The 14,340-nt window shown below is 55.4% G+C and carries 19 protein-coding genes; 3 read left to right on the top strand and 16 right to left on the bottom strand.

The genetic code is table 11. From position 1 onward, the window contains the following. Positions 1 to 303: 303 nt before the first annotated feature. The 3 genes from Q4E64_RS08895 (at position 304) to Q4E64_RS08885 (ending at position 1,099) form a co-directional block, all read left to right on the top strand. Positions 304 to 531, top strand: a complete 228-nt coding sequence (locus tag Q4E64_RS08895) for a DUF1659 domain-containing protein (protein ID WP_303167509.1) — start codon at positions 304 to 306, stop codon at positions 529 to 531. A gap of 17 nt (positions 532 to 548) precedes the next feature. Beyond that, entirely contained in the window at positions 549 to 761 is a 213-nt protein-coding gene (locus Q4E64_RS08890; RefSeq protein WP_303167508.1) for a DUF2922 domain-containing protein, read from the top strand. Between the two features lie 188 nt (positions 762 to 949). Further along, entirely contained in the window at positions 950 to 1,099 is a 150-nt protein-coding gene (locus tag Q4E64_RS08885) for a YvrJ family protein (RefSeq protein WP_303167506.1), read from the top strand. A 129-nt stretch (positions 1,100 to 1,228) separates the two neighbouring features. Here the strand turns inward: Q4E64_RS08885 and Q4E64_RS08880 are convergent, their stop codons facing one another. The 16 genes from Q4E64_RS08880 to Q4E64_RS08805 form a co-directional block, all read right to left on the bottom strand. After that, positions 1,229 to 1,807 (bottom strand): ANTAR domain-containing response regulator, encoded by a 579-nt coding sequence (locus tag Q4E64_RS08880; RefSeq protein WP_368501559.1) that lies wholly within the window; start codon positions 1,805 to 1,807, stop codon positions 1,229 to 1,231. Then, entirely contained in the window at positions 1,807 to 3,189 is a 1,383-nt protein-coding gene (locus Q4E64_RS08875; protein ID WP_303167503.1) for a histidine kinase N-terminal domain-containing protein, read from the bottom strand. Before Q4E64_RS08875 ends, Q4E64_RS08880 begins: the two co-directional genes overlap by 1 nt. 170 nt (positions 3,190 to 3,359) lie before the next feature. Further along, positions 3,360 to 4,391, bottom strand: coding sequence for a tRNA (adenosine(37)-N6)-threonylcarbamoyltransferase complex transferase subunit TsaD (gene tsaD, locus Q4E64_RS08870; protein WP_303167502.1), 1,032 nt, complete (start codon positions 4,389 to 4,391; stop codon positions 3,360 to 3,362). Continuing rightward, positions 4,384 to 4,860: a ribosomal protein S18-alanine N-acetyltransferase gene (gene rimI / locus Q4E64_RS08865; protein ID WP_303167500.1), complete on the bottom strand. Its 477-nt coding sequence runs from the start codon at positions 4,858 to 4,860 to the stop codon at positions 4,384 to 4,386. The genes tsaD and rimI overlap by 8 nt, the downstream gene beginning before the upstream one ends. After that, positions 4,833 to 5,528 carry a tRNA (adenosine(37)-N6)-threonylcarbamoyltransferase complex dimerization subunit type 1 TsaB gene (gene tsaB / locus Q4E64_RS08860; RefSeq protein WP_303167499.1) on the bottom strand — a complete coding sequence of 232 codons (696 nt, stop codon included), beginning with the start codon at positions 5,526 to 5,528 and terminating at the stop codon, positions 4,833 to 4,835. The genes rimI and tsaB overlap by 28 nt, the downstream gene beginning before the upstream one ends. Continuing rightward, the gene (gene tsaE / locus Q4E64_RS08855; protein ID WP_303167498.1) at positions 5,509 to 5,982 is read right to left on the bottom strand and encodes a tRNA (adenosine(37)-N6)-threonylcarbamoyltransferase complex ATPase subunit type 1 TsaE; all 474 of its coding nucleotides are present in this window, start codon (positions 5,980 to 5,982) and stop codon (positions 5,509 to 5,511) included. The genes tsaB and tsaE overlap by 20 nt, the downstream gene beginning before the upstream one ends. A gap of 17 nt (positions 5,983 to 5,999) precedes the next feature. Continuing rightward, positions 6,000 to 6,536, bottom strand: coding sequence for a GerMN domain-containing protein (locus Q4E64_RS08850; RefSeq protein ID WP_303167497.1), 537 nt, complete (start codon positions 6,534 to 6,536; stop codon positions 6,000 to 6,002). 15 nt (positions 6,537 to 6,551) lie between these two features. Continuing rightward, the gene (locus Q4E64_RS08845) at positions 6,552 to 7,787 is read right to left on the bottom strand and encodes an N-acetylmuramoyl-L-alanine amidase (RefSeq protein WP_303167495.1); all 1,236 of its coding nucleotides are present in this window, start codon (positions 7,785 to 7,787) and stop codon (positions 6,552 to 6,554) included. A gap of 45 nt (positions 7,788 to 7,832) precedes the next feature. Next, the gene (locus tag Q4E64_RS08840) at positions 7,833 to 9,422 is read right to left on the bottom strand and encodes an NAD(P)H-hydrate dehydratase (RefSeq protein ID WP_303167494.1); all 1,590 of its coding nucleotides are present in this window, start codon (positions 9,420 to 9,422) and stop codon (positions 7,833 to 7,835) included. A gap of 3 nt (positions 9,423 to 9,425) precedes the next feature. Continuing rightward, a complete protein-coding gene (acpS, locus tag Q4E64_RS08835) occupies positions 9,426 to 9,797 on the bottom strand; it encodes a holo-ACP synthase (RefSeq protein ID WP_303167493.1) in 372 nt (123 codons plus the stop codon). 165 nt (positions 9,798 to 9,962) lie between these two features. Beyond that, entirely contained in the window at positions 9,963 to 10,355 is a 393-nt protein-coding gene (rpsI, locus tag Q4E64_RS08830) for a 30S ribosomal protein S9 (RefSeq protein WP_293728623.1), read from the bottom strand. A 21-nt stretch (positions 10,356 to 10,376) separates the two neighbouring features. Then, the gene (gene rplM, locus Q4E64_RS08825; protein ID WP_293728622.1) at positions 10,377 to 10,814 is read right to left on the bottom strand and encodes a 50S ribosomal protein L13; all 438 of its coding nucleotides are present in this window, start codon (positions 10,812 to 10,814) and stop codon (positions 10,377 to 10,379) included. 193 nt (positions 10,815 to 11,007) lie between these two features. Beyond that, the gene (gene truA, locus Q4E64_RS08820; protein WP_303167492.1) at positions 11,008 to 11,772 is read right to left on the bottom strand and encodes a tRNA pseudouridine(38-40) synthase TruA; all 765 of its coding nucleotides are present in this window, start codon (positions 11,770 to 11,772) and stop codon (positions 11,008 to 11,010) included. Next, complete coding sequence (locus Q4E64_RS08815) at positions 11,760 to 12,575, bottom strand: energy-coupling factor transporter transmembrane protein EcfT (RefSeq protein ID WP_368501558.1); 816 nt, start codon at positions 12,573 to 12,575, stop codon at positions 11,760 to 11,762. The genes truA and Q4E64_RS08815 overlap by 13 nt, the downstream gene beginning before the upstream one ends. Then, positions 12,575 to 13,432, bottom strand: coding sequence for an energy-coupling factor transporter ATPase (locus tag Q4E64_RS08810; RefSeq protein WP_303167489.1), 858 nt, complete (start codon positions 13,430 to 13,432; stop codon positions 12,575 to 12,577). The genes Q4E64_RS08815 and Q4E64_RS08810 overlap by 1 nt, the downstream gene beginning before the upstream one ends. Next, positions 13,417 to 14,247 (bottom strand): energy-coupling factor transporter ATPase, encoded by an 831-nt coding sequence (locus tag Q4E64_RS08805; RefSeq protein ID WP_303167488.1) that lies wholly within the window; start codon positions 14,245 to 14,247, stop codon positions 13,417 to 13,419. The genes Q4E64_RS08810 and Q4E64_RS08805 overlap by 16 nt, the downstream gene beginning before the upstream one ends. Positions 14,248 to 14,340: the final 93 nt, after the last annotated feature.

Here is a 14,340-nt window from a genome sequence, read left to right as displayed (position 1 = left end):
GCTTGCCGGATTCCGCCGCCTAGCAGTTTCGTCCGCATAGGGAGACGGACGCTTATAGTTCGCACAACAAGCGAAAGTCAGCTCGCCGCTCCTCGCAGACGAAGTAAGTCGCGTAGTCCTACCATAGTCTGTGCAAACAAAGCTTGCTTGCGCATCCGGCGTGCGTTCCGGTCTGCGCGGCGTGTGCTACCATAGGTAAGAAGGAACAGCTAGGCTGCTTAAAAAGCAGCCGCCACACGGCAGCACGCCACAGTAAATCCCACACCAAACCCAAAACTAAAACAAAACGAAAGGAAGATTTTCATGCCCATCACCAAATCCATCGAAAAACGCTCTTTAATCTTAAACGTGGAGGACGGTACCAATGACGACGGCTCCATCAAAACCAAAGCCCGCACCTACAACAAAATCAAAGCGGCAGCTTCTGACGAAGCTATTGTCGCGGTTGCTAACGCGCTGGGCGGCCTCATGGCTGCGCAGGTTCACAGCGTCAACGTCAGCGAAAAAGTAAAATTGGAAGACGTACAATAATCAGGAGGTAACTACCCATGGAAAAAGAACTGCAATTAGTATTCACCACCGACCAAAATAAGAAGAAAATCATCACCGTGGCTAATCCCCGCGAGGACGTTACTCTGGACGAGGCTCAGGCCGCTATGCAGGTGCTCATCGAGCAGGCTGTTTTTGAAAACGCCGCCGGCGAGCTGTCCGAGATTGCGGAAGCCCGCATGCACACCTGCACCACCAGCGAACTGCTGTAAAGTAATTAAGCTCACTACCCCATAATTTGACTCCCTCAGTCATTTTGCTACGCAAAATGCCAGCCCCCTCCTTGAGGGGGCACAAACCTAAAGCGAAATGCCAAAATAAATTGTGCTCCCTCTTTGAGGGAGCTGGCTGCGAGCTTGCGAGCAGACTGAGGGAGTAAGTATCAAAGGAGCTGATTTACATGGAGCTGGACAAGCTGCTGACCGCGGCCGCCGATTACGGCTTCCCCATGCTGGTGAGCTGTTACCTGCTCGTGCGCATGGAAAGCAAAATCGATAAGCTGAGCGCCAACATCGACGCCCTGACCCGCGTAATCGCCGCCGCTAAATAACACACTAAACGCTCCGGTATACTAACCAAACAGTATGCCGGAGCGTTAATTTTATGCACTTATATTTGGGTATATGCAAAAAAATAAGCAGCTACCGCAATAACGATACCTGCTTGTACTTTATTTTATTTAACGCTTAGCGGCAGCGGCGATAATACTTTCCGCCAAAGCCTTTAAGGTGATGCGCTTGGCCATGCTGAACTGCTGCATTTTGCGGTAGGCCTCCTGCTCCGTCATCCCGTGAGCGGCCATAAGAATGCCCTTGGCGCGGTCTAATAGCTTGCGCGTTTCCAGGCTGTCCTTCAGCTGGCGCAGCTCCGCATTCAGGCTCTGCATCTCCTGAAAGCGCTTCTCCGCAATTTCCATAGCCGGGAACAGCTGCTCCTCGCGCACCGGCTTCACCAGATAAGCTATTACTCCCGCATCGGAGGCTTTTTCCACAATATCCTGCTGGCTGTAGGCCGTCAGCAGCAAAACCGGCGCGATATCTTCGTTTGAAATTATTTTGGCCGCCGTCAGCCCGTCCATAACAGGCATCTTAACGTCCATAATAATAAACTCCGGCTGCAATTCCCGCGCCAAACGCACGGCCTCCTCGCCGTTAGCTGCCTCGCCCACTATTTCGTGCCCGGCGTCCGTCAGCATCTCGCGCAGGTCCAGGCGCAGAATGGCCTCGTCGTCGGCTAATAATATTTTCAGCTTTTTCATCATTTCATCACACCCGCCTTTGGAATTTTTACCACAGCAACCGTCCCGCCGCCCGGCCTGTTGGCCAGAGTGAACGAGCCCTGTAAATCGGATTCCGCCATGGTTTTGATAATTTTCAGCCCCAGGCTTTTGCGCCCCGTCATTTGAAAGCCCGGCGGCAGGCCCACGCCGTCGTCGGCAATGGACAGCAGATAATCCTGCGCCTCTTCGGCAAAGCGCACCTGCAATTTACCGCTGCCGCGCTGCTCAAAGGCATGCTCGATGGTATTTTGCAGCAGCTCGTTCAAAATCAGGGCGATGCTGGTCGCTTTATCCGAAGGCAGCTGCACCTCGTCGGCGCTGAAATCGGCCTCCAGCCTAAAATCCGGAGCCAGCATGCCGCTCATAATAGCCTGATAAATCCCCTTCGCCACCTTGCCCACATCAATCAGCCCCGAATCCTGCTGGGACAGATATTCGTGAACAATGGCGATGCTGTTGACGCGGCTGATACAATCCCGCAGCACCAGGCGCGTTTCGTCGCACTGGGCTCGCCGCTGCTGTAAACGCAGCAGGCTGGTGATGGCCTGTAAATTATTTTTCACCCGATGGTGAATTTCTTTAATAACCACCGATTTTATCAGCAGCTCCTCGTCCTTTTTGCGCAGCTCCGTAATATCCTGCAAAATGACGATAGCGCAGCCGCCCTTAGGGCGCGGCACTACGGGCAGCACGCGGATGGAAAGCAGCAGCCCGTGCATGGTAAACTCCTTGCTTTCTGCCGTTCCCGTGTCCATAACCATGCCCACCAGCGGCCAGTTAATAGCTACGTCGTTAGTGCGGAAGCCCACCACCTGCGGTATATCCATGACGTCAAACATATGCCGCGCTCTGTTATTGGCGGCAATAATCATTTTATTGGGGTCCACCACCATAATGCCGTCCGACGGCAGCATCCTTTGATAATGAGGGTTATCCGCCGCCGACTGCTGCGCATGGCATAACAGCTCCATCGCCTGCGCCAGAATGATTTCGTCCGGCGCCGCCGTTTCAAAGCTGACGGCAGCGTAGCAATGCCCGCGTCCATCCAGCAGCGGGTACACCTTGAGCAAATTAAATACGCCTAAGGACCATTCCTTTTTGCCCGTCAGTACCATGTTCTTCTGCAAAGCGCGCGCCACCAGCGGCTCCTCCACAGCGCGCACGCGACGGCCCGTCATGTCGGGACGTTCGCCGCTCATCTGCGTCATGGGCTGCTCCTGCTTATACACGTTCAAAAACTTCTTATCGTCGCCGGGCAGGTAGATAGTCACCTGGCTGTGCGCCAGATCGGCCGCCAGCCCCAGCACCGCCTGCATCTTTTGTAAACTGTTTTTCTGTTCAGCCGTCAAATTGCTCAACATTGTTTATCCGCTTTCCTCCTTAGCTGTCCTTTCCACAGCAGACAGCCTTTAATCCACCCTTTTATCCACACTATCCACAGATTTATGCACAGCAATCAGCGCCTGTGCAGGCCGTTTTACCCAGGCTATCCACACTATCCACAGGCTTATGCACTCTGTTGGATATTTGTTCACCCCAATTTAAGCGATGGAACAGCGTTTAAATCCAGTGGACTGCGCATGCCGGCCCGATACATAAAATAACCGCGGCAGGCAATCATCACCGCATTATCAGTACACAGGATCGGCGTTGGATGCACCAGCTCGGCGCCAATGCCCTTCATTGCGGCCGCCAGCGTGTTTTGCAGCGTTTTATTGGCGGATACGCCGCCGGCCAGCACAATTTTTTGATAGCCCGTAGCCTGCATGGCCAGCACGGCCTGCTTAACCAGCGCGTCCACGACCGCCTTCTGGAAGGAAGCGGCTACGTCGGCATGATTAACCGGCCTGCCGGCCTGCTCCTGATTGTGCAAATAATTGATGACGGCGGATTTGAGTCCGCTGAAGCTGAATTCATAGGGCTTGTCCAAACGCGCCAGCGGGAACTGCATCGCCGCGTCGCTGCCGCTCAGAGCCAGGCGCTCGATTTCCGGCCCGCCCGGATAGGGCAGCCCCATAACGCGGGCAATTTTATCAAAGGCTTCGCCCGCAGCGTCGTCGCGGGTCTGCCCCATCAGCTCAAAGCTGTTATAGCCCGTAACCTTGAGCAGCGCCGTATGCCCGCCGCTGACAACTAAAGCCATAAAGGGCGGCTTCAGCTCCGGGTCGGTCAAAAAATTGGCAAAGACGTGCCCCTCCAGATGATTAACGCCGATTAAGGGCTTATCCGCAGCCCAGGCCAGCGCCTTCGCCGCCGACAAGCCCACCAGCAAAGCGCCTACCAGGCCGGGGCCATAGGTAACTGCCACAGCGTCGATCTGCTCCAGAGGTACCTGCGCCCGGCTCAAAGCCTCGTCGATAACGGGCATTATATTTTCAATATGCTTGCGGGAAGCTATTTCCGGCACAACGCCGCCAAACTTCCGATGAATTACGATTTGGGACGAAATAATATTGCTCAGAACCTCGCGACCGTTTTTCACTACTGCCGCCGCCGTTTCGTCGCAGCTGCTTTCGATGCCCAATATATAAATATCCTTTTCCTGCCTAAGCACCTCAGACATGACGCGCCCCTTCCTTATACAGCCACATAATCACCGCATTTTCGTGATTATCCTCGTAATAATGCGGCCTGACGCCTTCGCTGGCAAAGCCGCAGGTAAGATAGGCCTTCTGCGCGGCCAGATTGCTTTCGCGCACCTCCAGCGTAACGGCCTCGGCCCCCAGCTCCCACGCCTTGCTTACCAGCGCCGCCGTCAGCCGCGTACCGCAGCCCTGCCCGCGTTCAGCCTGCGCCACCGCCACACGGGTGATCTGCGCTTCCCCGGCCACCAGCCAAAAGCCTGCGTAGCCAATCAAACGTCCGCCGCATTCCATGGCCAAATATGTGGACAAGCTGTTATTCAGCTCGTTCAGCAGCATATTTTCGTTCCAGGCGTCGTAAAAGGCTTCCGCCTCGATAGCGGCGACTTCCGGAATATCCGCCGCAACCAACGGTCTAAAGCTTACTGCTGCTGTTGTTTCTTCTCCCACAATTCCTCTGCCTCTGATCTTCTGATATAGTAAGGCTCCAAGCCAAAAATTTTTCTATCCGCCTCCGGGTCGAACTCGTCCAGCGCCGCCCACGCCACCGAGCTGGCGCGCGGCGTCCGCAAAGCCTGCGGCGCGGCCTGCACGCCGCAGGGCAAGCCCTTTTGCGCTAAACGGGCGCATTCGCCCAGCAGCAACGCCGGGCTACCCTGCAAGGCAATCCGCTCCAGCGCTCTGTCGCCGCTTACAACCTGCACGGCTTCCAGCTTCTGCAGCCTGCCGTCCTGCCAGCGATAAAGCGCCTGGTAAAAATTACCCTTCTGCGCGTCCAACACCGGCGACAGCACCAGGCCCTCCAAGGGCGTGTTATAGGCCAGCGCCTTCAGCGTATCCACGCCGTGCAGGCAGCACCGCCAGCTGTAGGCCATGGCCTCCGCCGTTGCCAGCCCGATGCGCAGCCCCGTAAAGGAGCCCGGCCCCATGCTGACAGCCAGCAAGCCAATATCCTTTTTAGCCGTGCCCGTGCGCGCCAGCAGCTGCTCCAGCTGCGGCAGCAGGCCCTCGGAATGAGTCATGCCCATATTAATCGTATATTCGGCCAACAGCTCCCGCTCGCGGCATAAAGCCGCCGTACAAACCTTGGTCGCCGTATCAATAGCTAAAGTCAGCATCCTGCTTTACCTCCTTCAGCAGCGCTTCGTAACGCTGCCCACAGGGCGTCAGCACAGCCCTGCGTCCTGCGCCCTCACGGCGCAGTTCAATTTTTAAATATTCCTCCGGCAGCTGTCCGGCAAATAAATCGGCCCATTCGATAAGCGTTACGCCCTCGCCGCCCGCATATTCGTCAAAGCCGATATCCTCCAGCTCCTCCGGACGGTTCAGGCGGTACAAATCAAAATGCCGCACCTCCAGCTCCCGTCCCCGGTACACATTCATAATAGCAAAGGTGGGGCTGGTCACATCCTCCGGCGGCGCGCCCAAGGCCCGCGCCACGCCGCGGCTGAGCAGCGTTTTGCCAGCGCCCAGATCGCCGTTCAGGCAATAAACGTCGCCGGAAGCAGCGTGCTTGCCGAGCAGCAAGCCCAGCGCCTCCGTAGCCGCCGCGTCTTTTAAATACATCTGCATACTATCTCTCCCTGCGCCTATTTATTGAGCAAACTTTCGTTGCGCGTCAGCGGGTCCTCCAAATCCATATGCCCGCTCAGGGATACAACCTTCTTGCCCTCCACCATAATCTGCACCCGCTGGATCTCCGGAAATTCCGTCAGCGTGTTGGCGATAGCGTAGCACAGCATCATCTCGTTATAAGAGCCGTAAGACCTTTTCGCCAGTTCCTTGGAAAAATCGGCGTAAGCCGTGCCGTCCGCGTCGATTTTCAAGCCCAAAACCTTCGTGCCGATGGGCACTACGTCGTCCATACGCGCGTCCTGCGGTTTGGCGCTTACCAAAGCGGTCAGCGCGTTTTCCGGCAAGGTTTTGCCGTTATCCTGCATCGTAATCTTTTCCGGCAGCAGCTTTTCGCTGCCGTCAGCCGCCGCACGGTAAACAACAAAGCTTATCTGCTTTACTTCCTGCTGCGCCGGCGCAACAGGCTGTCCCTGCCGCTTCGGTTCGTCGCCAAAGCAGCCGCTGTTAATTACTGCAAACACAAGCAGCATTACTAAAAATAATTTTTTCATCGATACTGCCTCCGTTTATGCAAAATATTTTTCAATGCCTGCGACAATCATCGACGCAGTTTTTTTCTGGAACCAATTGCTCTGCATCAGCGTTTCTTCCTTGGGATTGCTGATAAAGCACATCTCCAGCAAAGCGGCCGGCATACTGCACCGCTTCACCACATAGAAATTAGCCTGGCGCACGCCCAAATCGTCCACGCCGAAATTATCCGTCAGCTGCTTCTGCACGGCTTGCGCAATGCGCAGGTCGTGGTTCGTCTTGGGATAATAATAGGTGGAAAAACCGCCGACGCTCTTATTGACCGACGAATTGATATGCAGGCTCAGGAACAAATCGGAATTATATTTTTCCGCCACGTTGACGCGCGCCTGCAGTTCGTCCTTGTCGCTGGCATTCGGGCCGTAAACGTCCACGTCCTTAGTGCGGGTCATATAAACCTTGGCGCCCTTCTTTTTCAAAAGCTCCTGCACCTTCAAAGTGATGGCCAGCGTAATCGTCTTTTCCTTAGTCCCTTTAGCGCCGATGGCTCCGGGGTCGCTGCCGCCATGCCCGGCGTCCAAAGTAATAATCTTATCCTTCAAGCCGCCGTTGGTGCGGAATTTGCCGCTGCCCTTAACGGCCCGCTCTTCCTTTTTCTCTTTGTCCTTATCTTTTTTACTATCTTCCTTTTTACTGCTTTCTTTTTTGTCGTCCGGCTTTTTATCGTCCGTCCGCACTACGGGCTTAGGCGTTTCTTTCGGCGTTGCGCCTACCGTGGCCGCGCCGCCTTTCGTCGGCGTGCTGCCCACTACGGGACGCGTTCCCACTACTACCGCCGTGCCCGCGCCAGCCGCCGCGCTTGTCGTTTTTTTAGCCGCCGTTACGTCCAGGACCACGCGAAAGGGACGTTTGGTCACGGGGTCCTTCTTTAACGTAAAAGCTTTATAGTCGCCGCTCGTAAGCCGCATCTTCAAGGGCACGCGCACCACAGTATTGCTGCCGTTAGCCACGACCTGCATACTGTCGGCGACGGCGCTCTTTATTTTGCTTACTTTAAGCACGCCTGCTTCAGCCTTAGCGTTCACCGTCAGTTTGAGCAATCCGTCCTCCAGCTCCACGGCGTAGCCTGCGGAATCGGTTGCGTCCACAACAAAACGCAAAACATTATCCTTATCCACGCCCCATTTTACATCAGTTACCTGCGCCGCTTCCGCCGCCGCTGTCAACAGCAGGCAACAGCACAGCAGCGCCAGCAAAAATATTTTGCGCAAGAATATCACCTCATCAACCTTATTTTATCGAAAAGCTTTAATATTTTATTTTATCATTATTAAGCCCGTATTGTAAACCCCAACAGACATTTCAGCCAGCGCCTGCCGTCTTGCCTCGCCTAAATGCGCGGCGATTTCGCCCGCCGCCAGGCCCACGTCGCCGCAGGCCAGCGTGCCTGCCAGACCGTGCAGGTAAACGCCGCAAACAGCCGCCTCCTGCAAGGTAATTCCCTGCGCTGCCAAAGCGGCAATAATGCCCGTCAGCACGTCGCCGCTGCCGCCGGTAGCCAAAGCGCTGCTGCCCGTGCTGTTCACATAGACCGTCCCATCCGGGCAGCCGATAACGGTCGGCGCGCCCTTCAATACCAGCACAGCCTGCCACTCCCCGGCATATTTAGCGGCCACGTTAATTCTGTCGCGGTCAATCTCCTCCACAGCCAGACCCGTCAGGCGCGCCATCTCGCCGGGATGCGGCGTCAGCGCCTTAGGCGCCTGCATCTGCGCCAGCAGATCTGTATGTCCCTGCAAAGCGGTTAAAGCGTCGGCGTCGATGACCACTGGCAGCTCGGCCCTGGTCAAAATATCGCGCACAGCCTGCTGCGTACTTTCGGACACGCCCAAGCCCGGTCCCAGCGCCAGCACGTCGGCGTTCTGCGAACGCTGCAGCACATCGTTGGCCGCGCCGCCGCCCAAAACGCCGGGCATCCGCTCCAGCAAACCGTGCACCATAACCTCCGTCAGCTTCACCGCTAAAACCTCGCGGCTGCTGAGCGGCGTCAGCAGCGATACCAGCCCCGCCCCGGCCTTCACAGCCGCATTGCCGCACAAGGCCGCAGCTCCCGTATAACCGGGGCTGCCCGCGCAAATCAGCACGCGTCCGGCATCGCCCTTATGCGCGTTGGCCGCCCGCAGCGGCAGCAAAGCACGCACCATAGCGCCGGTAATGCGGTACTTGCGACTGGGGTAAGCGTCCATCAGCTTGGCAGGCATACCAATATTCGCCACAAAAAGCTTGCCGGCATGCTCGCGTCCCGGATACAGCAGCAGCCCCGTCTTGGGGAGAGCCATTGTCACCGTAGCCGCTGCCCGTACTGCGTCACTTGCAGCCATGCCGTCGTCAGCCTGCACGCCGCTGGGAATATCCACGGCAATCACCGGCGCGGCGCTTTTATTCAGCAGCTGGCAGGCGCGTCGGGCAGCAGGCCGCAGTTCGCCGCTGAAGCCCGTGCCCAGCAAAGCGTCCACCAAAACGTCGGCACGTTCCGCAGCCAGCTGCGCCACCAGCCAGTCGTCCTCGCTGTTTAAAACCTCCACGCTGCCTCCAGCCTGTCGGTACAGCTGCATTTCCACCGCCGCGTCGCCGCTTACTTGCTCCGGCGCAGCGCCAACCAAAAAGGCCCGCGCCTGCACGCCGCAGGTCAGCAGCCAGCGCCCGGCGCCAAAGCCGTCGCCCCCGTTATTGCCGCCGCCGCAAAAAATCACTGCGCGGCCCTCGCGTTCTTCCGGCAAATACTGCAAAACAACGTCGGCCACCTGCTTGGCCGCCGCGTCCATCAGCAGCAGTCCGGGTACGCCGTATTCTGCCGTTGCCAAACAGTCTATTTCCTTCATTTCCTGTGCCGTAACAAGCTTCATGTCCTAATCCTCCATTACTACATAGGCCATCGCAATCTCGCGGGCATGGCTCATACTCAAAAAAATTTGCTTTACTCCCAATTCATCCGCCAGCTGCCGATGATAACCTGTAAGCTGCACCGACGGCCTGCCTAACTCATCGTTAGCCACGCTTATTTCCGTCAGCGAGCCGCCGCGCAGGCCCGTGCCCAACGCTTTCAGCACCGCCTCCTTGGCGGCAAAGCGCGCGGCAAAGCTGGCTGCCGCCTGCCGGCCCCGGCTTTCGCAATAGGCTATTTCCCCTGGGGCAAACACCCGGCGCTTAAAGGCCTCGCTTTGCACAGCTTTTTTTATTCTCGCTATTTCAATAATATCGCAGCCTACTCCCAGCAGCATTGGCTTCATCCCTTCTACAGCTTGATAACTATATTTTATTCTTTTTGTAAGCGGCAAAATCCTTTTTTTGCACATATTTTTCACAAAAAAGTAAAGAAAAACCCCACAGCCAACTGGCTGCAGGGTTTTGCTGCGATTTGTGATTGGAGCCGAATAGTCCCAAAATTAACGTTTGGAGAACTGGCTTGCTTTACGAGCTTTCTTCAAGCCGTATTTACGACGCTCTTTTTCGCGCGGGTCGCGAGTCAGGAAGCCTGCTTTTTTCAGAGCAGGACGGAATTCAGCGTCAACCTTCAGCAATGCGCGGGCAATGCCGTGACGGATAGCGCCGGCTTGACCGGAGATGCCGCCGCCGTTTACGTTTACGAGTACGTCATATTTGCCTTTGGTTTCGGTAACTTCGAGCGGTTGGTTTACAATCAGCTCCAAGGTTTTCAGGCCAAAGTATTGGTTTAATTCGCGGTCGTTAATTACGATGTTGCCTTCACCCGGAACCAGGCGAACGCGAGCAACGGAAGATTTACGACGACCGGTTGCGTTATAAGTAACTACTGCCATTTATTAGTTCCCTCCCGGATGTTATCTGATGTTGAGTTCCATTACTTCAGGTTTTTGAGCTGCATGCGGATGCTCGCTGCCAGCGTATACATGAAGCTTGGAGAAAATGTCGCTGCCCAGACGGTTATGAGGAATCATACCCTTAACAGCCAGCTCTACCATTTTTACAGGGTTTTTCTTCAGCATATCGCCAGCCTTTACGTAGCTGTCGCCGCCGAGATAACCGGAATGATGGAAGTAAACTTTCTTAGTCAGTTTTTTGCCGGTCAGAACAACCTTATCTGCATTGATAATGATTACGTGATCACCGGTGTCCATATGCGGGGTAAAGGTAGGTTTATGCTTACCGCGCAGGACTTTTGCAACCTCTGCTGCCAAACGGCCCAGAGTTTTATCAGCTGCGTCAACAACGAACCATTTGCGTTCGATGTTGGACGGATTAGCCATAAAAGATTTCATCGCTTGTGTCCCTCCTAGATAAATTCCAAATATACAGTTCGTTGCGATCTTCTCACCGTATTTCGGGGCTAATGAAATCAAGCGGAAAATCACGTAGATATATTATACTGAAATCAAGATAGTAAGTCAAGAGATTTTTGCATAGTTTTTTACACTTTTCGCACAATATTGTCGCGCAAGTATTAAAGCCCGGCTATGTGCTTACCTTATGCGCCGCATAAGGCTCATAGCAAACCTGCTCCAAATATAAGCCCTCCGGCGGCGCAGGCTCGTTTAAAACAGCGCCCCGCTGCGTCAGCAGTTCGGCGGCGACGTCGGACGGAGCGCGCTTGCCCAGCCCCACCTGTACCAAAGTCCAGACAATATTGCGCACCATATGGTACAAAAAGCCGTCGCCGGCAATACGAAAGAGCAGCTCCCGCCCCTGCCGCCGCCAACAGGCCTCATATATAGTTTTGACGGCCGAGCTTTCCACGCTGCCCGTACTGCGAAAGGCGCTGAAATCATGCGTACCGCACAAAAAAGCGGCGGCCTCGTTCATCGCCTCCATATCCAGCCGCTCCCGCAGCTGCCAGGCATAGCGCGCCATAAAGGGATCGTCGTAATCGTTGCATAAGATTTTATATTGATAAACCTTCCAGCAGGCGCTGAAGCGGGCGTGAAAGCCTGCCTCCACCTCCTGCGCGTCGATAAGCACGATATCGCGCGGCAGCATAGTGCGCGAAGCGCGCAGAATATTAGCGCAGGGAATGCGCCCCCGCGTAGTAAAGGTTACGGTCTGCGCCAGCGCATGCACGCCGGCGTCCGTGCGGCCGCTGCCTGCCGTAACCACTCTCTCTCCGCACAGCTTCGCCAGCATATCCTCTAAAACGCTCTGCACCGTTACGGCGTTCTTCTGCTTTTGAAAACCATGATAAGCGCTGCCGTCATAAGCTACAACCAGCTTTATAGTACGCATACGTTCCCCCAGCGCAGCACGGCAAGGCCAACTGCCAGCAATACCGTCAGCGTCAACGCGGCATAATCGCCTGCGGCAAAGGCCAATTCATGCATACGGGTACGCCCCTCGCCGCCACGGTAGCAGCGGGCCTCCATAGCCACCGCCAGCTCGTCCGCCCTGCGGAAAGCGCTGATAAACAGCGGCACCAGCAGCGGCAGCATATTCTTCATGCGCTCCAAAAGATTACCGCTGGAAAAATCCGCGCCGCGAGCCGTCTGCGCCTTCATAATACGGTCTGTTTCTTCCAATAAAGTAGGTATAAAGCGCAGCGCAATGGTCATCATCATAGCCAGCTCATGAGCAGGCACGCCGACGCGCTTAAAGGGCCGCAGCAGGCTTTCAATCCCGTCCGTCAGCACAATGGGCGAAGTAGTAAAGGTCAGCACCGAAGAAAACAGCAGCAGCAAAATCAGGCGCACCGCCATCTTTAAGCCCATATCCAGTCCTTCCTGGGTAACGCTTAAAAACTTCCAGGTAAAAATTATATGCTCACCCGGCGCAGTAAACATATGAATCAGCATAGTCAAAATAACGATAATCCATATCGGCTTCAAGGATTTCAGCACTAGCAGCCACGGCAACCGCGAAATCAGAATAACAACGGCGGCAAAGCCGGTCAAAATACCGTAGGACAAGGGCGCTGACGCAAAAAAGATAGCGATAATATAAATAATCGTCGCTAAAATCTTCGTGCGCGGGTCCAGACGATGAACCAAGGAATTGCCGGGGAAATATTGGCCTAAAGTAATATCGCTCAGCATCATTTCCACCCCTTTGCCTTTTTAATCGCTTTAATAAGAGCCGCTTCGTCCTTAATGCCTTCCGGCAGCTCCAGTCCCTGCTGCCGCAGCAGCGCGGCCAATTTATACACCTGCGGCACGTCCACGCCCACCTGTACCAGCTCTGCGCCATGCTCCTTGAAAATAGCCGCAGGCTGGCCGTCGAACAGCACCTTGCCGCCGTTAATAACCAGCAGACGGTCGGCGTACTTCACCGCCTCCTCCATACTGTGCGTAACTAAAACAATGGCAATGCCGCGGCTTTTATGCAAGGCCATAATCTCGCGGAACACGGCGTTGCGGCTGCGGGGATCCAGCCCGGCGCTGGGCTCGTCCAGCACCAGATAGTCCGGATTCATCGCCACCACCCCGGCAATCGCCACGCGGCGCATCTGCCCGCCGCTCAGCTGGAAGGGCGACCGCTGGGCAAAGGTATCGTAATCCAGCCCGACAAAAGCCATGGCCTCGCGCACCTGCTTGGCCACCTCGTCCTCATTAAAGCCCTTATTGCGCGGGCCAAAGGCAATATCCTCAAAAACGGTTTCCGCAAAAATCTGATGCTCAGGGTATTGGAACACCATGCCCACCTGCTGCCGGGCGGCCTTAGCCTGCGTCCCCTTGGCGTTAATATTCACGCCGTCGATGGCAGCCTGCCCCTTATCCGGCTTCAGCAAGCCGTTAAGATGCTGTACCAGCGTGGATTTGCCGCTGCCCGTATGGCCGATAACGGCAACTATTTCACCCTTGGCGATCTCCAGCGAAACATCCTGCAAAGCCAGGCGCTCAAAGGGCGTGCCCTTGGAATATGTATGATAAATATTCGTTAATGCAATTGACATAATGCTTGCGCCAGCTCCTCATCCGTAATAATATTCTCAGACAGCTTCACGCCGCTTTTGCGCAGCTCGCTCGCAACCTTAGCGGCCAGCGGCGCTTCCAGCCCCAGCTGCTCCAGCTCGTCCACACGGCTGAACACTTCGCGCGGCGTCCCCGTAAAGCGGATATGCCCTTTTTCCATCACCACAACCCTGTCGGCCGCCAAAGCCTCCGTCATATAATGGGTAATATAAACGATAGTAATGCCCTTTTCCTTGTTCAGGCGGCGCACCGTGCTTACTATTTCCTTGCGCCCCTGCGGATCCAGCATCGCGGTTGGCTCGTCCAGCACGATGCACTTGGGCTCCAACGCCATAATCCCGGCGATGGCCACGCGCTGCTTTTGCCCGCCGCTTAACAAATGAGGAGCGTGCCTGGCATAATCCGTCATGCCCACCGCCGCCAAAGCCTTCGCCACACGGGGAGCGATTTCCGGCCCTGCCACGCCGATATTTTCCGGGCCGAAGGCTACGTCCTCCTCCACAATCGCCGCTACAATCTGGTTATCCGGATTTTGAAAGACCATGCCCACCTGCTGGCGGATATACCACATATGCTTTTCGTCCAGCGTATCCTTGCCGCCGACCTCCACGCGCCCTGACGTAGGCAGCAGCAGGCAGTTCAAATGCCGTGCCAGCGTAGATTTGCCGCTGCCGTTAGCGCCTATGACGGCCACAAATTCGCCCTGCTTTATTTCCAAGGTAACGCCGTCCAGCGCCTTCACCTCGTTGCCGTCGGCGTCGGTATAATAATGCTTTAAATTCTCTATCTTAATCACGAAAAGCCCTCCACTTGTCGTTAATCAACTTTTCTTCTAATTATAGCTACTCTAAAAAAAATAGTCAACCGATGATTTATTATCGGTTGACTA

Origin of the sequence: Phascolarctobacterium sp., assembly GCF_030531065.1 — a bacterium.
Lineage (GTDB): Bacteria > Bacillota > Negativicutes > Acidaminococcales > Acidaminococcaceae > Phascolarctobacterium_A.
Note: the sequence above shows the minus strand (reverse complement) of the source record. Positions and strands in the feature narration are given on the sequence as shown.